A 26,247-nucleotide genomic window follows, 5' to 3' on the forward strand; every position below is an offset into this window, starting at 1 on the left:
AAACGGGACGAGGCGGCGGCCCCTCGCGGCCGGGCTCAGTCCAGGCCGTACTGCTTGATCTTGCGCCACAGCGTGGTGCGCGGCACGTCGAGGATCTGGGCGGTCAGGCCCTTGTTGTAGCCCGTGCGTTCCAGCACCTTGGCGATGTAGCGCCGCTCCATCTCCTCCAGCGACACCAGCCCCTCGCCCTCCACGGAATCGAAGTCCATCTGGCGCAGGTCGGCCGGCAGGTCCTTGACGGCCAGCGTCTCCCCCTCGGCCAGGGCCACGCCGCGCTCGACGATGTTCTCGAGCTCCCGCACGTTGCCCGGGTAGCTGTAGGCGGCCAGGATGCGCATGGCCTCGGGCTCGATGGCGGTCACGGCCTTGTGGAAGGCCAGGCTGTACTTCTCCAGGAAATGGGCGGCCAGGGGGGCGATGTCCTCCCGGCGCTCGTCCAGGCGCGGCAGGGGGATGGTCACCACGTTGAGGCGGAAATAGAGGTCCTCGCGAAAGGCCCCGGAAGCGGCCTCGTGCTTGAGGTCCTTGTTGGTGGCCGCCACGATGCGGATGTCGAGGTCGATGGGCTGGGTGCCGCCCACGCGCCGGATACGCCGCTCCTGGATGGCCCGCAGCAGCTTGACCTGCATGGAAAGCGGCATCTCGCCGATCTCGTCGAGAAAGACCGTGCCCCCGGCCGCCGACTCCAGAAGCCCGATCCGGGCGGCCGTCGCCCCGGTGAAGGCCCCCTTCTCGTAGCCGAAAAGCTCGCTGCTGATGAGCTCCTCGCTGAACGCCCCGCAGTTGAAGGACACGAAGGGCCGGTCCCGGCGGCCGCTCTGGCGGTGCAGCGCCCGGGCCACCAGCTCCTTGCCCGTGCCGCTGCCGCCGAGGATGAGCACGTTGCAGTCCACCGGGGCCACCTTGTCGATCATGGCGAAGACCTTGCGGATGGCCGGCGAGACCCCGATGATGGGCCGCTCGCCCGGCGCGCCGCGAAGGGCCTGGCGCAGGGCGGTGTTCTCGCGCTTGAGTTCCGCCCGCTCCAGGGCCGATTGGGCCAGATGGCGCACCTCCTCCAGCTTGACCGGCTTCTGGGCGTAGTGGAACGCCCCCTCCTTGACCGCCGCGATGGCCGTCTCGATGGTGCCGAAGCCCGTGATCACCACGACCTCCGTGGCCGGGGACACGGACTTGACCGTCGGGATGAGCGCCACGCCGTCGCCGTCGGGCAGCATCAGGTCCAGGAAGGCCAGGTCGAAGGGCGCTTCGGCATGGCGGGCCAGGAAGGCCCGGCCCTCGGTGAAGGCCTCGACCTCGGCCCCGTCCTTGGCCAGGGCGCGGCTTAGGCGGTTGCAGACGATGGTCTCGTCGTCCACCACGGCGATGCGGGCTTTCATGTCGCGGCCTCCGGGGTTTCGCCGCCCGGCGGCGCGGCCGGGGTCACGGGACGGGGCGCGCCGGGCAGAAGCAGGCTGAAGGCCGCGCCGCCGAGGCTCGAGGCATCCACCCCGATGCGCCCGCCGTGGCGCTTGGCCAGGGAATAGGCCACGGCCAGCCCCAGCCCCGTGCCCTGGCCTACGCCCTTGGTGGTGTAGAAGGGCTCGAAGATGTGCTCGCGCGCCTCGGCGGGCACGCCAGGGCCTGAATCCTCCACGGTGAACCGCGTGGCCCCGCCCTCGTCCGCGGTCACGGCCAGGCGCACCGCGCCGCCGCGCGGCGTGGCCTGGGCGGCGTTTTGCAGCATGTTGACCAGCACCTGCTGGAGGCTTCGCAGGTCGCCGCGCACGTCCGGCAGATCCGGCGGCACGTCCAGGCTGAAGGCCAAGCCGGCGGCCTGCATCTGGTTTTTCACCAGGCTCGCGCTCGTGGCCGCGACTTCAAGCGGCGACAGGGGCACCAGCGGCGGGCGCTCGGTGCGCGAGAAATCGAGCAGGTTGCGCACGATGTCCGCCGCCCGGTCGGCCTGGCCGGCGATGTCCTCCACGAGCTCCCGCCCCTCCGCGTCCAGGCCGGCGGCATGGTCCTCGCGCAGGGCGTCGGCGGTCAGGGTGATGTTGTTGATGGGGTTGTTGAGCTCGTGGGCCACGCCGGCGGTGAAGGTGCCGAGTGCGGCCATCTTGCGGGCCTGGAGCAAATGCTCCTGGTTCTCCTCCAGGTGGCGGGCCATGAGGTTGAAGGCCCCGAGCAGCCCGGCGATCTCGTCGCTGAGGCCATTTCGCACCGGTGCCGGGCGGAAGTCGCCCTCGCCCACGCGCCGGGTGGTCTCGCGCAGGAGCGCCAGGGGCCGCAGCACCCGGGTGGAGACCAGGGCCACCACGGCCACGGTCACGGCCAGGAACACCCCGGCGAAGGCGAAGGGCAGGGCCAGAGAACGGTCGATGGTCTCGTGGATGCGCCGGCGCTTGTCGGAGAGGAGCCGGGTGGCGAAGTCGGTCAGGGCCTTGCCCCGGGTGCGCACGGCCTCGGTCGCGGCGGCGTCGGGCGTGCCCGAGGCGGGCAACGCGGCCAGGGCCGTACGGTAGGCGGACAGGTCGTCCAGGAACTCGCGGTAGGCCCCGGGGCCGAGCTCCCGGTCCATGCCGCCGGTCAGGCCGCCGGCCAGCCGGTCCACGGCGTCGAGGTAGTCCAGCCCTTCGCGCAGGCTGGCCGCGTCGTGGTAGAGCAGGTAGTTCTTCTCGAAGCGCCGCACCTCGAGGATGTCGCTTTGCAGCTCCTCGATGCGCTCGCTGACCAGGTAGCGCTCCCGCAGGGCCGACAGGCTCCCCAGGTGCAGCGCGGCCAGGGCGGCCACGGCGAAAAGGCTCGCCGCGAACACGAAAAGCATCTTCGATCGGATGGTGCGCAACATGCCGGTCGTCCTTGGCGGGCAAGCCCCGGGCTCGCCGTTTCTCCAGGCCCCCGCGGACGCCCTCGTCCGCCGGCCGGATTTCTCCCCGCGCCCCGGGGAACGCCGGCCAACGCAAGCCGCGCCCCGGTCGCCTTCGTCCGTCGCGCCGTCCTGGCAGCAAAGGCCATTCCAACCGCGACCGCCCGCCGGGCCGGGCTTTTTTCCCGGGCTCCGGCCGCGCCCGTCCCAGAGTGAAACATCGCCCGGCCGGCTTGGCCAGGAACTTTTCAATCTGGAACACCGAATCCGCCATCTCCTTCCCCCGCTTCCAACAAATCCAGCGATGCCCGGGCGTTGCGCCGACGCATCGCCATGGCCCGGGCGTTGCTTAGACGGCCGGGGAGAAACCCATGGAACGCATACTCGTCGGCATGACGCCCCGTCACGGGGCTTTCGCCGCCCTGACCCGGGCGCTGTCCCTGGCCAAGCGCATCGGCGCCAAGGTCCACGTGCTGTACGTGACCGAGGGCCCCGAGGACAACACGCGCGCCACGCCGCCCCTGGCCGCCGCCGACGACCGGGGGCGGGTGCGCCTGATGGTGGAGCGGGCCCAGGAAGAGGGGGTGGGCGTCGAATGCTTCGTGACCGAGGGCGACTTCGAGGAAGAGGTGATCCGGTTCGCCCGTGATCGCAGGATCACGCTCCTGGTGTCGGAATCGGCCGACGGGGAAGGGCGCGCATCGGAGCGGGAGGCCCAATCCCTGCGGCGCATCCTGCATGGCGTCTCCTGCCGGGTGGAGCTTGTGACCCCGCGCCGGGAGCCGAACGAAACACAAACGAAAGGTGAGGCGACATGAGCATTCCCATGACCCTGTACCTGCCCATCGCCGGCAACTCGGTGAACATCCTGGCCGTGCTGGGCCTCGGCGGCGGGGTGGGCCTGCTGTCCGGCATCTTCGGCGTGGGCGGCGGCTTTCTGATGACGCCGCTGCTCATGATGATGGGCATCCCGGCCACGGTGGCCGCGGCCTCGGACTCCAACCAGATCGTCGGGGCCTCCACCTCGGGCACGTTAATCCACCTGCGCCTGGGCAACGTGGACGTCAAGATGGGCGTGTTGCTCCTCATCGGCGGCGTCCTCGGCGGCACGCTCGGCGTCCAGCTCATCAAAATCCTGCGGGCCATGGGCAACGCGGACTTCTGCATCGCCATCACCTACGTCCTCATGCTCGGCGGCGTGGGTTCCTACATGTTCTTCGAGTCCCTAAGCTCCATGCGAAAGGCCAAAAAGCCGGCCCCGGCCAAGGCCGCCGCCCCGGCCAAGGCCTCGGGCTACGCGAGGTTCATGGCCGCCCTGCCCTTCCAGATGGAGTTTCGCCGTTCGGGCATCCGCCAGTCGGCCCTGACCCCGCTTTTCTTCGGCGGCCTGGTCGGCGTGCTTTCGGCCATCATGGGCGTGGGCGGCGGCTTCATCATGGTCCCGGTCATGGTCTACATGCTGCGCATGCCCATGCACGTGGTGGTGGGCACGAGCCTTTTCCAGGTCCTTTTCACCTGCATCAACGTCACCATCATGCAGGCGGCCGAGAACCACACCGTGGACTTCGTGCTGGCCCTGCTCCTTTTGATCGGCTCGGCCATCGGGGCCCAGTTCGGGGCGCGCATCGGCCGCCGGCTCCACGGCGACCAGCTCAAGGTCTACCTGGCCTGCATCGTGCTCCTGGTCATGTTCAAGATGCTCTACGAACTGCTGGCCCGCCCGGACGTCCTGCTGGCGGCCATCGGAGGACACTAGCATGCGTCGCCCGCTCCTCGTCGCCGTCCTGACCGCAATGCTGGCCGCCGCGTCCGGCGCGGCCCTGGCCGAATCCCTGCCGCCGCTGGCCGTTTCGCCCCAGGCCGTGGCCATCGATTCCCTGTACAACGGCGAGGACCTGACCGTGACCGGCCAGGTGCCGGCCGGCAGCCAGGTGGTGGTGCGCCTTTCCGGCGAGCCCCGGACCTTCCGCATGAAGGAGAAGGGCCGGGTGCTCGGCGTCCTGTGGATGAACACGGACAAGGTGTCCTTTTCCGGCGCGCCGAGCGTCTTCCTGGTCGCCGCCTCCAAGGACGCCCCGGCCGGGGACGTGGCCTCCCTCGGCGTCCCGGGCCTGGCCAAGGCCATCAAGGTCGAAACCCACGATCCGGACCCGTCGGCGCTGACGGCCGAGTTCCTCCGCTTCCAGAAGGCGGAGAAGCTCTACCTGGAAAACGCCGGCCAGGTGACGCTCGGCCCGGACGCCGGGGATATGCGCCCGTTTTCCGCCGTGCTGCGCCTGCCCTCCCGGCTCTCCCCGGGGGCCTATTCCGTGGAGGTCCTGGCGCTTCGGGACGGCGCGGTCGCGGCCAGCGCCGCCGCCTCGGTCAACGCCTCCTTCGTCGGCGCGCCGGCCTTCCTGGCCGACATGGCCTTCGGCCACGGCACGCTCTACGGCGTCCTGGCCTCGATCATCGCCATCCTGGGCGGCCTGGTCATCGGCCAGATCTTCAGCGGCTCCAAAAGCGGCGCGCACTAGCTGCAAACGGATCATCGGCCATGGGCGTCATCAGCAGGATCGCACAGGCGCTTCGCCTCGCGCCCCGGGGGAAGACCCCGGTGCCCTTCGTGGTGCTCTTCAAGAAATTCAAGAGCATCCTGGAGCGCAACAACCGCATCCTCACGCTCATGGCCGACATGGGCGACAAGCTCGGCGGCGAATACGTCTTCGACCGCCGCTACGTCGAGGAGGCCTGCGAGGAGCTCTCCGACCAGATCTTCAAGCTCGTCTCCGACCTGTCCATTTTGAACCGCTGCCGCAACGTGCCCCTTTTCACGGCCTTCGAAACCGTGCGCCAGGAGATCGCCGACGAGCTGGCCGGGCGGCACCATTTTCCGGACACCGCCCCCACCCTGCCCCTTTCCGCTCTGCGGGCCGACATGGCCGACGCCGCCGGCGGCAAGTTCGCCATGCTGGGGGAACTCAAGAACGTGCTTCAACTGCCCGTGCCCGACGGCTTCGTCGTCACCACGAGAGCCTTCGCCGAGTTCATGGCCCGAAACGGCCTGCCGGATTGCATCGCCGAGCAGACCCGCCGCCTGGATGCGGACGAGGAAGGGGCCATCGCCGACGCCTCGGCCAAGGTGCGCCAGCGCATCCTGGCGGCGAGCCTGCCGCGCGGGCTTTCGCGCGGCATAAGCGAGGCCGTCGCCGCCCTGGCCGAGCGCCTGGGCCGGGCCCCGGCCAGCCTGGCCGTGCGCAGCTCGGCCTGGAACGAGGACGGCGAGGCCAGCTTCGCCGGCCAGTACGAAAGCGTCATCGGCGTGCCGCCCGCCCAGGCGGCCGAGGCCTTCAAGCGGGTGGTGGCCGGGGCCTACACCCCCGAGGCCTGGCTCTATCGCCGCCGCCGGGGATTTAAGGAGCACGAGGCGGTCATGGCCGTCGGGTGCCAGGTCATGATCGACTCCCTGGTCAGCGGCGGGCTCTACACCTACGCGCCGCTCACCCGCAACGAGGAGGGCGTCTTCGTCAGCGCCGCCTGGGGCCTGTGCGCCCCGGTCATGTCCGGCGAGATCGAGACCGACTCCTACCTGATCGCCCGGCGCGCGCCGTTTGCGACCGTGTCCCGGGAGATTGCCCACAAGCCCCGGGGACTGGCCCTTCGCCCCGAGGGCGGCACGGCCTACGCGGACCTGCCGCCGCAAAAGGCCGACGCGCCCTGCCTGACCGAGGCCGATCTGTCGCTTCTGGGCGAGGTGTCCCTGTCCCTGGAAAAATACTTCAAGCGGCCCCAGGACGTGGAGTGGACCATCGACGCCGCCGGCCGCCTGTACGTGCTGCAAAGCCGGCCCATGTTCTTCTACGGCGACCCGGCCCGGCGCACCGGGGCCATCGACGCGGCCGTGAAGGACGCCGAGATCGTCTTTTCCGGGCGCGGCGACGTGGTGCAGCGCGGCGTGGCCATGGGCCGGGTCCATGTCGTCAGGAGCGACGCCGACCTCGACGACTTCCCCTTCGGCGCGATCCTGGTCGCCCGCCACACCTCGCCGCGCTATTCCCGGGTCATGCCCCGGGCCCAGGGCATCCTCACGGACATCGGCTCCCCGGCCGGCCACATGGCCGCCGTGGCGAGGGAATTCCGCCTGCCCACGGTGGTCGGCTGCGACCTGGCCACGCAGTTGCTTCAAACCGGCGACGAGATCACCGTGGATGCCACCCAGAACGTGGTCTACCGGGGGCTGGTCAAGGAGCTGCGCTACTTCGAGCTGACCGAGGAGGCCGTGTACGAGGATTCCTACGAGTACCGGCTGCTGCGCCGCCTGCTGAAAAAAATCACGCCCCTGAACCTCGTCGATCCCCACGCCCCGAGCTTCACCCCGGCCTCCTGCCGCACCTACCACGACATCACCCGCTATATCCACGAACAGGCCGTGGCCGAGCTCATCGCCTTCAGCGAGAACAGCCTGGGCATCCTCGACCCCTCGGCCCGAAAGCTCCGCACGACGTTGCCGCTCAACCTCTCCATCATCGACCTCGACGGCGACGGCAGCGCCCAGGACGGCGAGATCGAGGTCCGGGACCTGCCCTCCCTGCCCCTGCGCGAGCTCGTGGCGGGCCTGACCGAATCGGGCATGTGGGAAACGGCCCCGGTGCCCGTGGACATGGGGAGCTTCATGGCCAGCCTCACCCGGACCCTCGGCATGGGCGGTCCCGGCGAGGAGAAGCTCGGGCGCAACCTGGCCGTGGTCTCGCGCGAGTACATGAACCTCAACCTGCACCTGGGCTACCACTTCGTCCTCGTCGACGCCTATGCCGGCGAGGTGGTAAACGACAATTCGCTCTATTTCCGATTCCTGGGCGGGGTGACGGATTTCGCCCGCCGGGCCAGGCGGGCGCGCTGCATCGGCAAGATCCTGGAGCGGGCCGATTTCCGGGTCGAGATCCACGGCGACCTGGTCATCGGGCGCATCAAGAAGGTCGACCTGGAAACCATGCGGGCCAAGCTGCGCCTGCTCGGCGGCCTCGTGGGCTTCACCCGCCAGCTCGACGTGCGCCTGTCGCGCGAAGACGACGCGCACTGCTTCGCCGAGGAATTTCTCGCCGCCATAAAGCCGGTGACGGAGGACGCCCATGACCCAGCCTGAAACGACCGCCCGGACGAAACGACGCCTGCTCGTCCTCGACGACGAGCCCATCGTGGTCAAACGCCTCAAGCCCGCCTTCCAGAAGGCCGGCTACGACGTGGAGGTCTTCACGGACAGCGCCGCGGCCCTGGCCGCCTTCGAGGCCGACCCGGCCGACATCGTCATCACCGACCTCAAGATGGAGGGCCTCGACGGCATCGCCTTCCTCGACCGGGTCAAAGCCGTCTCGCCCGAAGTCGGCGTCATCGTCATCACCGGCTTCGCCACCCTGGAGACGGCCAAGGAATCCTTCCACAAGGGGGCCTTCGACTTCGTGGCCAAGCCCTTCAAGCTGGCCGACATCCTGGATGTGGTCGGCCGCCTCGAATCCCACCTGGAAAGCCGACGCCATGCCCGTTGATTCCGCCCGATCCGGCGCGCCGGGCGAGGCCCGGGCCTTCTTCTCGAAGTTCCAGGCCCTGCTCGAGGCCAACACCGCCGCCCTGGCCGCCATGGCGGGCCTGGAGCGCATGCTCGGCGGGGAATACATCTTCGACCGGGCCTTTCTGGAGAAATCCGCCCGCGAGGCCACGGACCACGCCCATCAGGCCGTTTATGCCCTCAATGCCATGACCGGCAACCGGCACATCGACCTCTACGACCGCTTCATGGCCCTGGCCGCCGCCGTGGAGGACATCCTGGCCGGCCGGCCCGAGCCCGGGGACGGGAGCCTCGTGCGGTCCCTGTCCGACCTGCGCCTGGAGGACCAGGCCAAGGCCGGACGCGACGCCGCCGCCCTGGGCGAGCTGGCCGGACGCCTGGGCCTGCCCGTGGCACGCGGCTTCGTCCTGGCCGCGCCCGCCTTCGGCGAAGGCGGGGACCTCGCGCCGGACGCCCGCGCCGCCCTGGCCGAGGCCCTGGCCGCCCCGGAGACCGCTCCGGGAAGCCCCTCCCTGACCGTGTCCGTCGCGGCCCTCGCCCCGGCCGAGGCGCGACTCGCCCTGTCGCGAAGCGGCGTGCCGGCCGAGGCCGCGCCCCTGGCCGCCGCCCTGGAGGCGCTCGGCCGCGAGGTCGCCGGCCAGGCCCCGGTGGGGGCCAGGCTCGCGGCCACGAACCTGGCCGCGCCCCCGGCCCCGGCGCGCGGCCGGCTGCGCACGGCCTTCGTCGGCCAGGGCGGCGCGGCCTTTCTGCGTTGCGACGTCTGGGACGAGGCCGACCCGGCCCGGGCCGCCGTCATCCTTTTCGACCGCGCCCATCCCTTCGCTCCGGCGCAGCCCGCCCCGGAGACGGACGCCGCCGCCTGGGCCGGCCTGACGCGCCTGGCCGCCCGGGCGTTGGCCGGCCAGGGGCTGGCCGCCGAGCGCCTGCTCGGCGCGGCCGTGGACATGGGCTTTCGCCTGGCAGCCTCGGGCGAGGTCGTATTCGAATCCGCCGCGGCGCTGCCTTTCGTGCCCCTGGGCGCGCCGCCGGGGGACGCGCCGCCGGCGCTTCTGTGCGGCGGCGAGCCGGCCTGCCTCGGCGCGGCGGCCGGCGTGGTGGTCCACGTGGACGAGGACACGCCGCCCGATTCCCTGCCCTACGGGGCCGTGGCCGTGGCCCGCTCGGCCTCGCCGGCGCTGGCCCCGCTGCTGCGCCGGGCCGGGGCGGTGGTGGCCGAGGTCGGCGACGCCGTGGGGCACCTGGCGGCCATCGCCCGGGAATGCCGCACCCCGGCCCTTTTCGGCCTGGCCGGGGCCATGGAGGCCCTGCCCGAGGGGCGGCTCGTCACGGTGGACGCCGCCTCGGGCTGCGTGCTGGCCGGCGTCGGCCCGACCCGGCCGGCCCCGGACGGCGGCCTGTCCCCGGACGACCCCGAATACCTGGTGCTGCGACGGCTCCTGCGCCGCATCGCCATCCTGCACCTCACCGACCCCGACGCCCCGGATTTTTCCGCCGCCGGTTGCCGCACCCTGCACGACGTGCTGCACTACGCCCACGACCGGGCCGTGGCCGTGCTGGCCGACCTGCGCCAGGCCGGGGTTTCCGAGCGCGCGGCCACGCCGCTCCCCCTGCCCCTGCCCCTGGACCTGCGGGTCCTGGACATCGGCGGCGCGCTGGCCCCCCGGGCCTCGGGCCTCGCCGACGTGCGCTCCCGCCCCCTGGCCGCCGTGCTCCAGGGCCTGCTTTTGCCCGGGATGTGGGAGACCGGCCCGGCCCGGGTGGGCCTTGGCGACATCATCGGGGCCATGGCCCGGCCGCTGCCCGACATGCGCGGCAACCTGGCCATCGCCGCCCGGTCCTACTGCAACCTGAGCCTGCGCCTGGGCTACCACTTCACGGTCATCGACGCCTACGTCGGCGACAACCCGGAGAAAAACGCCATCGCCTTCCGCTTCGTCGGCGGGCTGGCCGACGCCGCCGGGAAAAACGCCCGCGCCGCCTGCGTCGGGCGCATCCTGTCGCGCCGGGGCTTCAAGGTGGAGACCGCGGGCGAGCTGGCCACGGCCCGGCGCAAGATGATCGAGCCCGAACCGGCCCTCGAGGCCCTGCGCCTGCTCGGGGCTCTTTGCGCCTTCGCCCGCCAGCGCGACACCGGACTGTCCGGACCCGGCGCGGCCGAGGCGCTGGAGCGGGCCTTTCTCGACGCCTGGGAAGCCGCCGACCCGGACGGAGGGAAGACGCCGTGATCGCCTGGCTGCGCGACACCCTCCACCGGCGGCGGCAGGCCCGGGAACGGGCAAGCCTCGACGCCCTCAAGGTGCGCTACCACACCTTCCGCATCCTCCTGGCCAACGGCGAACGGGCCCTGGACAGGCTGGCCGAGGTCGAGGCCGCCCTGGCCGGCGGCGCGGCCACGGCCGAACTGGCCGGCCGGGTGGAGGAACTGCTCGCCGTGACCTTCGAAATGGCCGACGGCGCGGCAAGGCTCGCCGCCCGCGAGGCCAAGGCCCTCTACGCCCGCCAGATCGCCCTGGAAAAGGAGCTGCGCGCCGCCCTGGAAGCGGCCGAGGACGGGGTGCGCCCGCCCTCGTGCCTGCCCCTGGCCCTGGCGCGAAACCCCGAGGAAGCGGGCGGCAAGGCGGCCGGGCTTTCCCTGCTGCTCGGCAACGGCTTTCCCGTGCCGCCGGGGTTCGTGGCGACGGTGGGGGCCTGCCGCGAATTCTGGCGCGAGACCGGGCTTGGGGTGCGCGTCGCCCGCACGTTGGGCGAGGCCGGGCCGGACGGGGACGTGGCCGCCGCCTGCGCCGCCCTGCGCCGGGACATCCTGGCCGCGCCCCTGCCCGACTGGCTGGCCGGGGACCTGGCCGAGGCCGCGGCCGCGCTGGCCCACGCCCCGGGGCTGCCCTCCCCCGCCGCCCTGGCCGCGCGCTCCAGCGCCCTGACCGAGGACCGGGCCGAGCACTCCTTCGCCGGCCAGTTCGCCACGGCCCTGAACCTTTCCCCCGAGACCCTTGGCCGGGGCTTTCTCGAAGTCATGGCCGGGGCCGTATCCGAGCAGGCCGTACTCTACCGCCGCCAGGCGGGCCTGCCGGCCGACGCCCTGGACATGGCCGTGCTCGTCCAGGCCATGGTCCCGGCCGTGGCCGCCGGCGTGGCCTTCAGCCTGGACCCGGTGCGGCCCGAATCGGACCGCATGCTGGTGTCGGCCGTGCCGGGCCTGGGCGTGCTGGCCGTCAACGGCGCGGCCCCGGTGGACATCTACCGCGTGGCCCGCGACGACCCGGACGACGTGGTGGCCCACGTGGCCAGGAAGACCCGCCGGGCCGTGGCCGCCGCCGGGGGAGGCCTGCGCCGCGAGGCCGTGCCCGAGGCGGCCCGCAACGCCCCGGTGCTGAGTCCGACCGTCCTTACGCGCCTGGCCAGGCTGACCCTGGCCGCCGAGGCCCTGGCCGGCTCCTGGCGAGACCTCGAATACGCCGTGGACGCGAACGGCGATCTTTGGCTGCTCCAGTCCCGCCCGGCGCGCATCGTCTGGGGCGCGCGCCGCCCGCCGGTTGCGCCCAAGCCCTTGTACGCCGGCGGCATGCCCGCCGCGCCCGGCCGCTGCCTGGGCCTGGCCCGCCACGTGACGGGCGGCGCGGCCGACGACGGCCGGGAGGACTGTCCGGTGGTGGCCCTGCTGGCCGAGGCCGCGCCCGAAGCGGTCCGGGGACTGCCCCAATGGCAGGGCGCGGCCACGGCCGGCGGCAATCCCGTGGACCATCTTTCCGCCCTGGCCCGCGAAGCCGGCCGGCCCATGCTGGCCCGGGCCCACGGCGTCATCGAGGCCGTGCCGGACGGCAGGCTCGTCGTGCTCGACGCCGACGCCGGCCTCATCCTGCCCGCGCCGCCGGCCATCGGCGACCCGGCCGGGCTGCTGCGCGCCCCGGACGGCCAGCGGCCCCGCCCCGCACTACCTCCTCTGCCGCCGGGGCGGGCCAGGGTGCACGACCTCGTCGTGCCCCTGACCCTGCCCGAGGCCGGCGACCCGGACCTTGGGGCGGCACGTTGCCGCAGCCTGCACGACGTGGCGCGCTTCGCCCGCGAAGCCGCCATGCGGGCCCTGTTCGAGGCCGGCGACGGTCTCCCCGCTTCCGCCGCCGGACGCGAGCTCCGCGGCGACGGCCCCGTGGCCTGCCAGGTCGTGGACCTCGGCGGCGCGTTGCGCGAGGACGGCCAGGCGGGCCCCCTTTCCGCCGCGTCGGTCGCCTCCGTTCCCCTGGCCGCCCTGTGGCGGGGCCTGGCCGCGACGGACGGGGAAGACGAGGCCCCCGGCCGGCCTCGCCCCCAGCCCGTGCTGGCCACGCGCGACTACGTCAACGCCAATTTCGTGTTGGAGCCCCACCGGGCCATGCTCGACGCCGTGTGCGGCCCCCGCTCCCGGGGCAACTACGCCCGGCTGCGCTTCGCCTGCGCCGGCCCGAAACCGGAACAGCGGCAGCGGCTGGCCGGATTCCTGACGGAAGTCCTGCGGTCCCAAGGGTTCGTCGTCGCCCGGCGGGGCGACCTCGTCGACGCCGTCCTGCCCGACGCCGCCGAGGAAGCCACGGCCGAAGCCCTGGCGCTTCTGGGCAGGCTCCTGCGGTTCACCGGCCGGGCCGAGGCGGCCATGACCGACGGCGACGCCCCCGTCCGGGCGGCCCGGGCGTTCGTGGAAGGGGCGGCTTGACGCCTCTCGCCGCACTGGATCAGGAGGCGGGCTCGCCGAAAAACGCGCGCAGCTCGCCGAGCAGGTCGCCCGGGCACTCGTCCTGCGGCGTGTGGCCGCAGTCGAGCGCCCGTCCGCGCACGTCCAGGGCCTTTTCCCGCCAGGTCTCGAGCACATCGTAGAGCGCCCCGACCGTACCCCGGCCCCCCCAGAGGGCCAGCAGCGGAGCCGCGATCCGCTTGTCGCCGTCGGCCGCGTCGTGGGCCAGGTCGATGCCCGCCGCGGCCCGGTAGTCCTCGCAGATGGCGTGGCGGGTCATGGGGTCAAGGTAGCAGCGCAGGTATTCGGCCAGGACCTCGGGCTCGGTGGCGTCCGGGATCTTGTTTTGCCCGGCGATGTGCCGGCGCAGGAAGAATTCCGGGTCGGCGTCGATGAGGCGCTCGGGCAGCGGATAGGGCTGGATGAGGAAGAACCACCAGAAATAACGCGTGGCGAAGGCCTTGTCGGTGCGTTCGTACATGGTCGACGTGGGGGCGATGTCGAGGAGCGCCAGCTTTGCGACGGCCTCGGGATGATCGAGGGCCATGCGGTGGGCCACCCGCGCGCCCCGGTCGTGGCCGACCACGTGGAAGCGGTCGTGGCCGAGGGCCCGCATCAGCTCCACCTGGTCGGCAGCCATGGCGCGCTTGGAGTAGTTGGCGTGGTCCGCGCCGCCCTCGGGCTTGCCGCTGTCGCCGTAGCCGCGCAGGTCGGCCGCGACCACGCTGAACCGTTCGGCCAGGGCCGGCGCGATCTTGCGCCAGGTGGCGTGGGTCTGGGGGTGGCCGTGCAAAAGGAGCAGCGGCGGCCCGTCGCCGGCCGCGGCGAAGCGCAGCCCGATGCCCTCGGAAGTCTCGAAATCGCGGAGCACAAACCCACGCAGAAAGGGCGACGGCCCGAGTTCCCGGATTCGCCGGCCGGGGCCGGCAGTCGCTTGGCTCATGCATTTCCTCCAGAGGTCCGCGTTGCCGGCGCGACGCCGCCAGGGGCCGGGGCGTCGCGCCTTTTCCCGGTCGGGCCGGTTCAACCGTTCGTTTCGCCGATGACGGCGAGCTGTTTTTTGATCTTGGCCGCGCTGGCCACCAGGGCGCTTTTTTCCTCGTCCGTCAAGGCGACCTCGATGACGTCCTCCACGCCGCTGGCCCCGAGCTTGACCGGAACGCCGACGAACGTCTCGTGTATGCCGTACTGGCCGGTCAGGAAAGCGGCGCAGGGCAGGATCTTCTTCTTGTTCATGACCACGGCCGAGACCATCTGGATGACGGCCGAGGCCGGGGCGTAGAAGGCGCTGGTCTGCATGAGCCGGATGATCTCGGCCCCGCCGTCGCGGGTGCGGCCGATGAGCGCGTCCAGGCGCTCCTTGGGCAATAGCTCGGAAACGGGAATGCCGGCCACGGTGGAATAGCGCGGCACGGGCACCATGTCCTCGCCGTGCTCGCCGAGCACCATGGCCTGGACGTTCTCCACCGACACGCCGAGCTCCTTGGACAGGAAGTACTGGAAGCGGCAGGTGTCGAGCACGCCGGCCATGCCGACCACGCGGCTCCTGGGCAGCTGGCCGGCGCGCATGGCCACGTGGCACATGACGTTGAGCGGGTTGCTCACGATGATGTAGAAGGCGTACGGGCTGTAGCGGGCGGCCTGGGCGACGCACTCGCCGACGATGGCCGCGTTGATCTTCAGCAGGTCGTCGCGGGTCATGCCCTCCTTGCGGGTGGCCCCGGCCGTGATGATGACGATTTCCGAGTCGCGCGTCTGCTCCAGGTCGTCGCCGGACACGCACACCGGCTCCAGAAGGTCGATGGGGCTCGCCTCCAGGAGGTCCAGGGCGATGCCCGCCGCCTTGCCCGGAGCCTTGTCCACCAGCACGACGCTCTTGCAGAACTTGCGTTCGACCAGCCGCCTGACGACCGCGCCGCCGACGTTGCCCGCGCCGAATACCGTGATCTTGCCGTTCATGCGCCTTCCCGGACCGGCCGACGGCCGGTTGTTCGTACGTTGCGGAAAAAGGGGGCTTCCTAGCCGCCCAGGCCGATGAAGGCGATCCAGGGCACGCACACGAACAGGAACGCGCCCAGGAACAGCAGCCCGAAGACCGCGCCGAGCAGCCAGAACTCGCCGGCCTTGACGTAGCCCGTGCCGTACCAGATGGGGCTCGGGCCGGTGCCGTAGGGAGTGATGATGCCCATGATGCCGAAGGTCAGGCACAACAGAAGCGCCGTCTGCCCCTGGTTAAGGCCCGGGATGCCCTTGGCCGTGGTGAGGAACAGGGCCAGAAGCGCCGCGGCGTGGGCCGTGGAGCTGGCGAAGAAGTAGTGGGCGAAGAAGAAGAGCACGACGAGCCCGACGGCCACGGTCCCGGGGCCGAAACCCTGGAGCAGGGAGGTCGAGAACCCGGCGAACCACTTGAGGAAACCCACGTTGGCCAGGCCGCCGGCCAGGGCCACCAGGGTGCCGAACCAGGCGAGCACGTTCCAGGCCTGCTTGTTGCTTATGATGTCGTTCCAGGTGACCACGCCGGTCAGCACCATGGCCACCAGCACCAAAAGCGCCGCCGTGGTGGCGTTGATGCCGGGATAGACGACGCCGAAGCCGGTTTTGAGCATATCGGGCAGGGCCTTTTCGCCGAAGATCCACAGCACCAGGGCCAGCACGGCCAGCAGGGCCATGACGACCTCCTGGCGGCGCAGCGGCCCCATTTCGGCCAGCTGCGCCGCCGCCCAGCGGGGCGTCTCCTCGGAGCGCTTCATGGTCGGCGGATAAAGGACGTAGGTGAGAAGCGGCACGGCCAGAAGCAGCGGCACGCCCACGGGCGCGAAGGCCTTGAACCACTGCAGCCACTCCACGCCGAAGCCGTTTTGCCTCATGATGCTCACGGCCAGCACATTGGTGGCCAGGCCGGTCATGAACAGCGAACTGGTGACGCAGGTGCCGGCCAGGGCCACCCAGACCAGGTAGGCCCCGAGCTTTCGCGGTTCCTTGTCCGGCAGGGAGTCGTACATGACCGGGATGTTGCGCACGATGGGGAAGATGGTGCCGGCGCTGCGGGCGGTGTTGGAAGGCATGAACGGGGCCAGCACCGCGTCGGCGAAGACCACGGCGTAGCCCAGGCCCAGGCTGCTCTTGCCCAGGCGCTTGACCAGAAGCAGCGCGATGCGCTTGCCGAGGCCGGATTTTTCATAGCCCATGGCGAACATGAAGGCCGCGAAGATGAGCCAGACCGTGCTTTGGGAGAATCCCGACAGCCCCCAGTTGACGAGGTCGCCGTTGGTGACGGCCTTGTCCTTGACCGCCGGGCCGACGCCGAGCAGGCAGGCGGCCACGACGCCGATCACGCCGACCAGGGCCGCCGGCACGGGTTCGAGGATGAGCCCGGCCACCACGGCCAGGAACAGGGCGAAATAGAGCCAGGCCTGGGGCGAGAGCCCGGCCGGCGTGGGAACGCAGTACACGGCCAGGCCGACCGCAAACGGGGCGAGGCTTCTGCCGAGGGTGGATCGCATGCTTCCTCCCGGGGTTGCGCGTGTCGCCCTCGCGTCACGTCCCGGAAGCGGACGCTTTTGGGGGTGACGCACGGGACATCGCTCTTTCATTGAAACTGCCGACGGGCTCTACTTATCCCGGCCTCTACAAACCCAGGCTCTTGCGGATCATGGGCTTGATGCCGCCATTTCGCAGGATGTTCATGACGTAGTCCGACAGGGGCTGGGCCGTGAGCGTCGCGCCGGTGGTCTTGTTGGCGACCGTGCCCGCGGCGATGTCCACGGACACGACGTCCCCGCGCGCCACGGCCTCCTGCACGCCCGGGCAGACGATGGCCGGCAGGCCCAGGTTGATGGCGTTGCGGAAAAATATCCTGCCGAAGGACTCGGCCAGGATGGCCCCCACGCCGGCGGCCTTGAGGGTGACCACGGCGTGCTCCCGGCTGGAGCCGCAGCCGAAGTTGGTGGCGGCGACCACGACGTCGCCCGGGGCGCACTGGGAGGCAAAGAGCGGATCGGCCCCCTCCATGGCGTGCCTGGCCACGTCCTCGGGATCGGTCAGGTCCAGAAAGCGGCCGGGATAGATCTGGTCGGTGTCGACGTTGGCCCCGTAGACGAAGGCCTTGCCGGTGATGGTCGTCTGCATGGCGATGCTCCTCCTGTCGCGTCCGGAAAGGGCGCGCACGCCCGTTACGGACAGCTTCCTCGAATCGTTTCTTGGTAAGGGACGCCGGCCTAGGCGAGGTATTTGGCCGGGTCGGCGATCCGGCCCTCCAGGGCGGAAGCGGCCACGGCGGCCGGGGAAGCCAGGAAGATCTCCGCCTTGGCATGGCCCATGCGGCCCGGGAAGTTGCGGTTGGAGGAACTGATGCAGCGCTCGCCCGAGGCGAGCAGGCCTTCGTGGGTGCCGAGGCACGCGGCGCAGCCCGGGGTGACGAAGGTGGCCCCGGCGGCGACCAGGGCCTGGACGTAGCCCCGCTCCATGGCTTCCAGGAACACCGCCTTGGAGGCCGGCACCACGAGCATGCGGGTCCCGGGGTGGATGTGCTTGCCTTGCAGGATGGCGGCGGCCACGGCCAGGTCCTCGACGCGCCCGCCCGTACAGGTGCCGAGGAAGGCCTGATCCACGGGCTTGCCGGCGTGCGCGGCCAGATCGGAGACGTTGTCCACGCTAAATGGCGCAGCCAGTTGGGGGCCGATGGCCGAGACGTCGAAGACGTGCTCGGCGGCGTAGCGGAAGTCGGGGTCGGTGGTCGGAACGTCCGCCGGCGGGCAGCCCCGGGAGGCCAGAAAGGCCATGGTGACGTCGTCGGGCTGGATGTAGCTGGTCTTGGCCCCCATCTCCGTGGTCATGTTGCAAAGGGCCATGCGCTCGGAGACGCCGAACTGGCGCAGGGTCGGGCCGGCGAACTCCACGGCCTTGTACACGGCGTAGTCGGCCTTGAGCCGGCCGATGACGTGCAGGATCACGTCCTTGGCGTACACGCCCGGCCGGGGCTTGCCCTCCAGGCGGATGCGCACGATCTCCGGCACCCGGAACCAGAGCTTGCCCGTGACCAGGATGATGGCCAGGTCCGTGGCCCCGACGCCGGTGCCGAAAGCGCCGAAAGCGCCATGGGTGGTGGTGTGGGAATCCGTGACCACCACGACCTGGCCGGGGCGCACGAGCCCCTTGTCGGCCAGCACCTGGTGGCACACGCCCTGGTCCACGTCCATGAGCAGGTCGATGCCCTGCTCCCGGCAGAACTCGCGGAACTGCTTCTGGTTCTCGGCCTGGGCGATGGTCGAGGCCGGGGCGTAGTGGTCGAGGAACATGACGACCTTGTCCGGGGCGTGCACCCTGACGCCGCCCATTTCGCGAAACGAGCGGACGGTTTGCAGGTACAGGTCGTTGATGCCGGCCAGGTCCACGTCGCAGTTGACGATCTCCCCCGCGCCCACCGAGGGGACGCCGGCGGCCCGGGCAAGGATCTTTTCGATGGCGTGCATCGAGGCCTCCTGAAAAGTGTTCGGGTTCCAATGCGGTCGCGGCGCATCCCGGCCGGGCCCCGGGGTACGGGGCGGCTCCGGGAGCCTTTCGTCCGTGTGTCGAGGAGGGAAGCAGCAATCGTTCCAAAAATATCATTTTTAATTTCAATGCATTAACAAACAATGGCATTGTCATGAAACGCAAAACGTTCTATTTCGCTGAAAAACGTTTCATTTCGTTTCAGGAGACCGCATGGCCGACATCGCCTTCGTCGCCCCCAGCCCCGACCTCTACCGAGACGCCAAGGCCGCCCTGCACGCCAGGCACAAGCACATCCGCCTCGTGGAAGGGCTCCTCGGCAAAGGCGCGCAGGCGGCCGCCCAGCTCGCCCGCGAAGGCGTGGAGGTCGTCGTCTCCCGGGGCGGCACGGCCGAGGCCATCGCCAAGGCCGTGCCCGGGCTCACCGTGGTCGCCGTGCCGACCACGGGCTTCGACGTGCTGCGGGCCATCGGCAAGGCCAAAAGCCACGGCCAGCGCATCGGCGTGGTGGCCTTCCCGTCCATGACCACGGGCATGGGATCGATCGGGAACCTCCTCGGCCTGGACGTGCGCGTCTACGACCTGGCCGACGAGGCCGAGGCCGAGGGGCTCGTGCTGCGGGCCAGGGACGAAGGGGCGCAGGTGGTGGTCGGCGGCATCATCTCGGCGCTGACGGCCGAGCGTCTCGGCATCCCGGCCCAGGCCATCGAGAGCGGCCTGGAGAGCATCCTCGGCGCAGTCGAGGAGGCCGAGCGCGTCGGCCACGCCCTGGACGGCGAAAAGGCCAAGGGCGAGCTGCTGCGTGCCGTGCTGGCCAACGTCGCCGACGGCATCGTGGCCGTGGACGGCCACGGCCGCGTCACGCTGTGCAACCCCGTCGCGGCCCGGGCCGTCCGGCTGGAGGAGAAGGCCGTCCTCGGCCGGCCGGTGCGGACGGTCTGGCCGGAGCTGCGCCTGGAGAAGGTCGCGCGCGGCGGCCGGGACGAACGTGGGCACATCCTCAAGGTCTTCGACCAGGAGGTCATCTGCGACAAGATCGCCCTCGCCGTGGGGGACCGCACGGCCGGTGCGGTGGCCACCTTCCACGACGTGCGCCGCATCCAGAAGATGGAGGCGGCCGTGCGCCGGCGCGCCCTGGACGCGGGGCACGTGGCCGCGGCGCGGTTTGCGGACATCCTGGGCGAAAGCCAGGCCATCCGACAGGCCATCGAACTCGGCATGGACTACGCCCGCAGCGACGCCACCGTGCTCGTCACCGGGGAGACCGGAACCGGCAAGGAACTCTTCGCCCAGGGCCTGCACAACCACGGCCGGCGGCCCATGGGACCGTTCGTCGCCGTCAACTGCGCCGCCCTGCCCGGCCAACTGCTCGAAAGCGAACTCTTCGGCTACACGGCCGGCGCGTTCACGGGAGCGAGCCCCAAGGGCAAGGCCGGGCTTTTCGAACTGGCCCACGGCGGCACCATCTTCCTGGATGAGGTGGCCGAGGCGGACCCGGTGGTCCAGGCCAAGCTCCTGCGCGTGCTTCAGGAGAAGAAGGTCATGCGCGTGGGCGGGGACCATGTCGTGCCCGTGGACGTGCGCGTGGTCGCGGCCACCAACAAGGACCTCCGGGACATGGTGGAGCGGCGGCTTTTCCGCGCCGACCTGTACTACCGCCTCAACGTCCTGCACCTGCCCCTGCCGCCGCTTCGCGAACGCCGCGAGGACGTCCCGATCCTGGCCCGGCATTTCCTGCGCGCCCTGGGCCGGCCCCTGGCCCTGTCCCCGGCCTGCCTGGCCGTGCTCAAGCGCCATCCCTGGCCGGGCAACGTGCGCGAGGTGCAAAACGCGGCCGCCCGCATCGCGGCCAGTTGCAAGGAGGAGACGGTCACCGAGGCGCTGGTGCGCCGGGTGCTTCAGGAGCCGGGTCCCGACGCGGCCGGAGGCATGAGCGAGGCCAGGGAGATTCGCGCCGCCCTGGAGGGGGCGAAAGGAAAGCTCGTGGACGCGGCCAAGGCCCTCGGCATCAGCCGTTCGACGCTCTGGCGCAGGATGAAGCATCTCGGCATGTCGTAAGCGCGGACATCGGCCAAAAGCCGCCGGCGGGCCGTCGTTATCCGCCGGCGAGCTTCACCTTGTGCCCGAGCCTGCGCAGTTCCTCGGCCAGGGCTTCGCGGTGCTCGCCCTGTATCTCGATGACGCCGTCGCGCACGGTCCCGCCCGCGCCGCAGCGCCGCTTGAGCCGGCCGGCCAGGGCTTCGAGCTCCCCGGGCGGCAGGGAAAGGCCGGTCACGCAGGTCACGCCCGCGCCTTTGCGGCCCTTGGTCTGCCTGGAAATGCGCACGACGCCGTCCCCCGGCGGCGCACCCCGCCCCTTGGCGCAGGCGCACCCGGCCACGGGCCGGCCGCAGCCGGGACACATGCGGCCCTGGTCCGTGGAATAGACCAGGCCGGAATTGTTTTCGCTTCGCTTCGCCATCGTCCCGGTTGGATTCCAGGCAAACCGGCGGCCGTCAAGACAGGGCTTCGAAATAATCGTAGAACACCCCGTCGGGGTCGTGTTTTTGCCGCAGCTCCCGCAGGCGGTTCCAGGCCGATTCGCTGTACGACCGCCGCACGAAGTCCGGGCGGCGCACCATGCTCGACTCGCTGATGTAATGCCCGCAGGCCAGCGGCGTCAGCAGATCCAGGCAACGGTCGTGCCAGCGGGTGGCCGCCGCGTCGTCCCCGGCGTCGCGCCACTGGGTCCAGGGCCCGCCGTAGTAGCGGGCGCTCATGGAGAAGGCCGCATCCGGCAGCGGAGCCGGGACGTCGGGACCGGTGAAGATCGTGAAGAGAACGAGTCCTTCGGGCGCGGGCGTCGCGACGAAGTGGTCCCGCACGGCCAGCACCATGTCCTCGAGTCCGGCGTTGAAGAACATGGCGTCCACGTGGCTGCGCATCCCCTGAGGCCACAGGGCTCCGGACGCGTCGAACAGGGCCGAAAAATCGGTCGGTGCGGCCGTTTCCTTGAAAAGATGCTTGTCCATGGCCGGACAGGCGTCGAGGGCCGCCAGCGCGGCTCTGGCCTCGTCCAGGGAATCGGCGAAGACCGTGGCCGTCACCATGCACGTCTTGCCCGCGTCGGCCGGGGGGCACTTGGCCGCCACCTCGGGCGGGGCGGCGACCAGGAACAGGCTCAGTTCGAGGTTGGCGGGCAACGCTGGCGCCACGGCTTCCAGCCAGCGGGCCACGGTCCCCGCCTCGGCCATGGGGTAGTGGCAGACGCTGCCGGCGATGGCCCGGGGCAGGTCGTAGAGCCTCAGGTGGTAGCGCGTGGCCACCCCGAAAAAGCCCGGTCCGGCCCCGCGCGCCGCCCAGAAGTAGTCCGCGTTGTGGTCCTTGTCGGCGAGGATGCGCTCGCCCCGGGCCGTGACCAGCTCGATCGCCTCCACGCTGCCGACCCCGGGGCCCCAGACGCCCTGGTTCCAGGACATGCCGCCGCTCAGCAGATACCCGCTCAGCTTGACCTCGGGGCAATGCCCGCTGGGATAGGACAGGCCCAGGGCGTTGAGCCGGGCCTGGACCTCGCGGTTGCTGACGATGGGCTGGAGCACGGCCCGCCGGGCGGCCACGTCGATGGACGCCACCTGGTTCAGCTCGCCGAGGTCGATGAGCAGGCCGCCGTTTCGCAATGTCGGATTGGCCCAGTTGTGCCCGCCGCCGCGCACCGCCACCTTGAGCCCGTGGGCCCGGGCGAACCGCACCGCCTCGGCCACGTCCTGCGCGGCGGCGACCCGGACGATCAGCCGGGGGCGGCGCGAGACCGGCCCCAGCCTGTTCCAGAAACGCAGGGCCGCCGTCTCGAACGCGGGGTCCGCGGGCGTCAGCGCCCGGCCCCGAATCCGGGCCCGCAGGCCGTCGACGTCCGCCTGGGACGGCTTCGGAACATGGTCGGCATCGAAAGGCTTCGCGGTCATGACGTCTCCTTGTCGCCTCGGGCAATGATGAAAGAGGGTTCTTGCTGCTCGCCTTCAAGGGTTCGCGTCGGCCGGCGCATCGGTCGCGACAGCCGCGTCCACGCCGCACGTCGGCTTTGAAGCCAGGTTAGCAGGGGATCGCCCCTCCCGCCAAGCGGGCATTGAAATTATCCGCCCGCTTCCACAGCGTTTGCGACAGGGCGAGAGGGGAACGCGGATCAGCCAGGGCCATGCCCCCCTTCGCCCGACTTGACGCCCGCGCCCGTCCCCAGCCAAACTGCAAGTGCGCGGGAGGCCGCCCGGGACGCGCCCGGCGGCCCCGCCCCGGCCAAGCCGTCCCGGGGTGCGAGACGACGCGGCAACAGGGCCGCCCTACCGCCACGCCGCCAACACATCCCCTCCGCCCCGTCAGGCGGGACGGCCGGGCCGGGAGCGTCCCATGCAGTGGCTCGCGCAACTTTTTTCCAACCAGTCTCCGGCGCAAGCCGTGGCGGTGCTGGGGCTCGTGGCCGCCGCCGGCCTGGCCCTTGGGCGCGTGCGCGTCCGGGGGGTGAGCCTCGGCGTCGGCGGCGTGCTTTTCAGCGGCCTGGCCGCCGGCCATCTGGGGCTGGCCGTCGACCACCACGTGCTGGAATTCGTCCGGGAATTCGGGCTGATTCTCTTCGTCTACGCCATCGGCATGCAGGTCGGGCCGGGATTCGTCGATTCCCTGCGCCGCCGGGGCCTGCGGCTCAACGCCATGGCCGGTCTCATCGTGCTGCTCGGGGCGGGGCTCGCCGCCGCGTTCCACCTTTTCGGCGGCCTGCCCCTGGCCACGGCCGTGGGGCTGTATTCCGGCGCGACCACCAACACTCCGTCGCTGGCCGCCGCCTGCCAAGCCTTTCGCGAGGCGGCTCCGGCCGCCGCCGAAGTGGCCACCGCCCAGGCCGGCCTGGGCTACGCCGTGGCCTACCCCTTCGGCATCGTCGGCATCATCCTGGCCATGCTGGCCATCCGGGCCGCGTTCCGCATCGACCCGGCGCGGGAAACTCGCCAGCTCGAAGAGCAGATGCGGCAGCAGCATCCGCCCCTGGCCGCCGCCACAGTGGAGGCCACGCGGCCCGAGGTCATGGGCGCGCCCCTGGACAAGCTTCCCGGCGTCGCCTCGGGCGGCGTGGTGGTGTCGCGGGTCATGGTCCGGGACGCGGTGGAGGCCGCCCGGGCCGACACGATCCTTGCCCCCGGCATGCTGCTCCACGCCGTGGGCCGGCCCGAGGCCCTGGAGGCTTTTTGCCGCCAGGTCGGACGCATAAGCAAAGCCAGTCTGCCGGAACTGCCCGGACCGCTGGAGGTGCGCCGGATGATCGTCACCAGACGCCAGGCCATCGGCCGGACCGTGCCGGAACTCGACCTGGCCGGACGCCACGAGGTCACGGTCACCCGCATCATCCGGGCCGGCACGGAGCTCTCGCCGGGGTCGGACGTGCCCTTGCACTTCGGCGACATGCTGCGGGTGGTCGGCCGGGCCGAACAGCTCGAGGCCGCGGCCGGGCGCATCGGCAACTCCTCCACCCAGCTGGCGCATCCGCACATCCTGCCGATGTTCATCGGCATCTTCCTGGGCACGCTGCTCGGCAGCCTGCCCGTGCCCCTGCCGGGCCTGCCCACCGGCGTGCGCCTCGGCGTGGCCGGGGGGCCGCTTTTAGTCTCCATCCTGCTCTCCCGGCTGCACCATTTCGGCGGGCTGGTCTGGTACATGCCCCAAAGCGCCAACCTGCTTTTGCGCGAGATCGGCATCAGCCTGTTCCTGTCCTGCGTGGGGCTGGCCGCCGGCGGACGCTTCCTGGCCTCGGTGCTGTCCGGCCAGGGCCTCTACTGGCTCGCGGCCGGGACGACGATCACCTTCGTGCCCCTGGCCGTGGCCGGCGTCGTCGGCCGGGTGTTTCTCAAGTGCAACTACGCCTCGACCTGCGGACTGCTCGCCGGCAGCATGACCGATCCGCCGGCCCTGGCCTTCGCCGGCCAGATGCTCGGCGGCGACGCCCCGGCCTCGGTCTACGCCACGGTCTATCCCCTGACCATGATCCTGCGCGTGGTCACGGGGCAGCTGCTCGTGCTGGCGCTTTTTTCCGGCTGACCATGCGCCCGGTCAACATCGTTTCCTGCACGCTCTCCATGGGGACGGGCAACGGCATCAGCCGCATGGACGAGGCCCTGGCCCGCTCGGTCGATCGGGGCAGGTTCCGCTACACTTGCTGTTTCACCGACATCTTCCGCCCGGACACGGTCTGCGACCGGGACTGGTGCGTCGCCGTGCCGGCCGCCGGGCGCTTCGAGCGCCTGTGCGCCCTGTTTCGGGACGCCGACATCGTGCAGTTCAACGGCGGCTTCGATCCCGTGGCCTGCGAGGCGGCCGAGGCCACGGGCGTGCCGACGCTCATCGAGGTCATGCACCAGTGCGACCGGGGCCAGCGCTCGCCCTCCATCGACGTCACGGTCTGCGTGTCGGAAGCGGTCAGGAGCGTGCAGCCCTTTCCGGAAAGGACCGTGGTCATCCATAACGGCGTCGACACGGAGCTCTTTCATCCGGCCGCGCCGCGATCACGGGAAGGCATCGTTTTTCTGGAGGTCGCCCAACGCGGCAAGGCGGTGCATTTCCACCTCGACCAGCTCGCCGAGCCGCTCCTGGCGCTGGACCCAAGAATCGAGCTCATGCTGGCCGGCAGCGGACAGACCGGCCCGGAAGCGTACCAGGGGCGGGTGCGCTTCCTCGGCCTTCGCCGCGACATGCCCGACCTGTACGCCAAGGCGCATTTCCTGGTGCTGGCCTCGAGGCAGGACGCCTTCGGCCTGGCCTGCGCCGAGGCCATGGCCTGCGGCTGCCTGCCCATCGTCTCCGCGGACGGCGGCATGGCCGAGATCGTGGCCCACGGCCGCACCGGCTGGCTCTTCGATCCCCGGGACCGCCAGGGGTTCCTCGACCTGGTCCGTCGGGCCGTGGCCGGCGAGTCCGCCGACGGCCTGGAAACCATGCGCCGCCAGGCCAGGGCCGCCATCCTCGAGCGGCATTCCCTGGGGCGGTGCATCGACCGCTACGAAAGCCTTTATCTGGAGTGCGCGGCAGGAAACGGGCTGCGCGAAGCTCCCGCTGCCGAGCCTTGGCCCCGCCGCAGCGCCGAAGGCCTCATCGGCGAGACCATCATGGCCGCCCAGGCCCGTCTGGACCTGGAGGCGATCGTCGCACCCTGGCTGGACACCCTGGACCTGCCGCTTTCGCCCCTGCGCGAACCGGACGACGCCTACTGGCGGGTGTGCCGCGCGATGCTGCTGTCGCTTTTTGCGGAGATCGCCCGGGCCGGGTACCAACCCCTGGCCGATGCCCTGTCCACCCGGCTGGAGCGGCTCTTCCCCCTGCAATCCTAGCGACGGCCCTGCCCCGCGCAGGCGATGCGGCAGGCGCGGACGCTCTGTCCCGACCCGACGGGTCGGCGGGCATCCGCGCCTTTCCCGAGGCGGCCCGACCGGGCCTATTCCTCGCCGGCCAGGACCCGCGCGCCCACCGCCGTCGTACCTGGATGCAGGGCGGCGTCGAGCTGATGGACGTCCAGGGCGTTCTCCCACTTGGCCACCACGATGGTGGCGATGCCGTTGCCGATCATGTTGGTGATGGCCCGGGCCTCGGACATGAAGCGGTCCACGCCCAGAAGCAGGGTGAGCGAGGCCACCGGAATGTGGCCCACGG

General features: G+C 71.1%; 20 protein-coding genes. 10 read left to right on the plus strand and 10 right to left on the minus strand.

Annotated features, from left to right (window positions below; genetic code table 11):
• Positions 1–35: 35 nt before the first annotated feature.
• Both Q1K70_RS05965 and Q1K70_RS05970 read right to left on the minus strand, forming a co-directional pair.
• Positions 36–1,379, minus strand: a complete 1,344-nt coding sequence (locus Q1K70_RS05965; RefSeq protein ID WP_300156868.1) for a sigma-54 dependent transcriptional regulator — start codon at positions 1,377–1,379, stop codon at positions 36–38.
• Positions 1,376–2,830 (minus strand): HAMP domain-containing sensor histidine kinase, encoded by a 1,455-nt coding sequence (locus Q1K70_RS05970; protein WP_300156870.1) that lies wholly within the window; start codon positions 2,828–2,830, stop codon positions 1,376–1,378. The genes Q1K70_RS05965 and Q1K70_RS05970 overlap by 4 nt, the downstream gene beginning before the upstream one ends.
• A 389-nt stretch (positions 2,831–3,219) precedes the next feature.
• On the opposite strand from Q1K70_RS05970, the gene Q1K70_RS05975 reads away from it, so the two are divergent.
• From Q1K70_RS05975 to Q1K70_RS06005, 7 genes are read left to right on the plus strand one after another with little or no spacing between them, the layout of a single operon-like run.
• Positions 3,220–3,666 carry a universal stress protein gene (locus tag Q1K70_RS05975; protein WP_300156872.1) on the plus strand — a complete coding sequence of 149 codons (447 nt, stop codon included), beginning with the start codon at positions 3,220–3,222 and terminating at the stop codon, positions 3,664–3,666.
• Positions 3,663–4,604, plus strand: coding sequence for a sulfite exporter TauE/SafE family protein (locus tag Q1K70_RS05980; RefSeq protein WP_300156874.1), 942 nt, complete (start codon positions 3,663–3,665; stop codon positions 4,602–4,604). Before Q1K70_RS05975 ends, Q1K70_RS05980 begins: the two co-directional genes overlap by 4 nt.
• Position 4,605: 1 nt before the next feature.
• Positions 4,606–5,364, plus strand: a complete 759-nt coding sequence (locus Q1K70_RS05985; protein WP_300156876.1) for a TIGR02186 family protein — start codon at positions 4,606–4,608, stop codon at positions 5,362–5,364.
• Between the two features lie 20 nt (positions 5,365–5,384).
• Positions 5,385–7,970, plus strand: coding sequence for a PEP/pyruvate-binding domain-containing protein (locus Q1K70_RS05990; RefSeq protein WP_300156878.1), 2,586 nt, complete (start codon positions 5,385–5,387; stop codon positions 7,968–7,970).
• Positions 7,957–8,370: a response regulator gene (locus tag Q1K70_RS05995; RefSeq protein WP_300156880.1), complete on the plus strand. Its 414-nt coding sequence runs from the start codon at positions 7,957–7,959 to the stop codon at positions 8,368–8,370. The genes Q1K70_RS05990 and Q1K70_RS05995 overlap by 14 nt, the downstream gene beginning before the upstream one ends.
• Positions 8,360–10,615, plus strand: a complete 2,256-nt coding sequence (locus Q1K70_RS06000; protein ID WP_300156883.1) for a PEP-utilizing enzyme — start codon at positions 8,360–8,362, stop codon at positions 10,613–10,615. Before Q1K70_RS05995 ends, Q1K70_RS06000 begins: the two co-directional genes overlap by 11 nt.
• Positions 10,612–13,077 carry a PEP/pyruvate-binding domain-containing protein gene (locus Q1K70_RS06005; RefSeq protein WP_300156885.1) on the plus strand — a complete coding sequence of 822 codons (2,466 nt, stop codon included), beginning with the start codon at positions 10,612–10,614 and terminating at the stop codon, positions 13,075–13,077. The genes Q1K70_RS06000 and Q1K70_RS06005 overlap by 4 nt, the downstream gene beginning before the upstream one ends.
• A 19-nt stretch (positions 13,078–13,096) precedes the next feature.
• Here Q1K70_RS06005 and Q1K70_RS06010 read toward each other — a convergent pair whose 3' ends face one another.
• The 5 genes from Q1K70_RS06010 to Q1K70_RS06030 all read right to left on the minus strand — a co-directional run bounded on the left by Q1K70_RS06010 (position 13,097) and on the right by Q1K70_RS06030 (position 18,566).
• The gene (locus Q1K70_RS06010) at positions 13,097–14,038 is read right to left on the minus strand and encodes an alpha/beta hydrolase (protein WP_300156887.1); all 942 of its coding nucleotides are present in this window, start codon (positions 14,036–14,038) and stop codon (positions 13,097–13,099) included.
• 80 nt (positions 14,039–14,118) lie between these two features.
• Complete coding sequence (gene mdh / locus Q1K70_RS06015; protein WP_300156888.1) at positions 14,119–15,054, minus strand: malate dehydrogenase; 936 nt, start codon at positions 15,052–15,054, stop codon at positions 14,119–14,121.
• A 59-nt stretch (positions 15,055–15,113) separates the two neighbouring features.
• Entirely contained in the window at positions 15,114–16,598 is a 1,485-nt protein-coding gene (locus tag Q1K70_RS06020) for a DASS family sodium-coupled anion symporter (RefSeq protein ID WP_300156889.1), read from the minus strand.
• A gap of 124 nt (positions 16,599–16,722) precedes the next feature.
• Positions 16,723–17,223 carry a 3-isopropylmalate dehydratase small subunit gene (locus Q1K70_RS06025; protein WP_300156891.1) on the minus strand — a complete coding sequence of 167 codons (501 nt, stop codon included), beginning with the start codon at positions 17,221–17,223 and terminating at the stop codon, positions 16,723–16,725.
• An 89-nt stretch (positions 17,224–17,312) separates the two neighbouring features.
• Positions 17,313–18,566 (minus strand): 3-isopropylmalate dehydratase large subunit, encoded by a 1,254-nt coding sequence (locus Q1K70_RS06030; protein WP_300156893.1) that lies wholly within the window; start codon positions 18,564–18,566, stop codon positions 17,313–17,315.
• 232 nt (positions 18,567–18,798) lie between these two features.
• On the opposite strand from Q1K70_RS06030, the gene Q1K70_RS06035 reads away from it, so the two are divergent.
• Entirely contained in the window at positions 18,799–20,643 is a 1,845-nt protein-coding gene (locus Q1K70_RS06035) for a sigma 54-interacting transcriptional regulator (RefSeq protein ID WP_300156895.1), read from the plus strand.
• Between the two features lie 37 nt (positions 20,644–20,680).
• Here Q1K70_RS06035 and Q1K70_RS06040 read toward each other — a convergent pair whose 3' ends face one another.
• Together Q1K70_RS06040 and Q1K70_RS06045 are read right to left on the minus strand one after the other, a co-directional pair.
• Positions 20,681–21,046: a translation initiation factor Sui1 gene (locus tag Q1K70_RS06040; protein ID WP_300156897.1), complete on the minus strand. Its 366-nt coding sequence runs from the start codon at positions 21,044–21,046 to the stop codon at positions 20,681–20,683.
• Between the two features lie 34 nt (positions 21,047–21,080).
• Positions 21,081–22,526, minus strand: coding sequence for an FAD-binding oxidoreductase (locus Q1K70_RS06045; RefSeq protein ID WP_300156899.1), 1,446 nt, complete (start codon positions 22,524–22,526; stop codon positions 21,081–21,083).
• Between the two features lie 439 nt (positions 22,527–22,965).
• Here Q1K70_RS06045 and Q1K70_RS06050 point away from each other — a divergent pair, with 439 nt between their 5' ends.
• Entirely contained in the window at positions 22,966–24,642 is a 1,677-nt protein-coding gene (locus Q1K70_RS06050; protein ID WP_300156901.1) for a putative transporter, read from the plus strand.
• Positions 24,643–24,644: 2 nt separating this feature from the next.
• Complete coding sequence (locus Q1K70_RS06055; protein WP_300156903.1) at positions 24,645–25,928, plus strand: glycosyltransferase family 4 protein; 1,284 nt, start codon at positions 24,645–24,647, stop codon at positions 25,926–25,928.
• Between the two features lie 104 nt (positions 25,929–26,032).
• On the opposite strand, the gene Q1K70_RS06060 is transcribed toward Q1K70_RS06055, so the two are convergent.
• On the minus strand, positions 26,033–26,247 hold a 215-nt coding region (locus Q1K70_RS06060; RefSeq protein ID WP_366521657.1), incomplete at its 5' end, for a cation:dicarboxylase symporter family transporter.

Origin of the sequence: Solidesulfovibrio sp. (assembly GCF_029978005.1) — a bacterium.
Lineage (GTDB): Bacteria > Desulfobacterota > Desulfovibrionia > Desulfovibrionales > Desulfovibrionaceae > Solidesulfovibrio.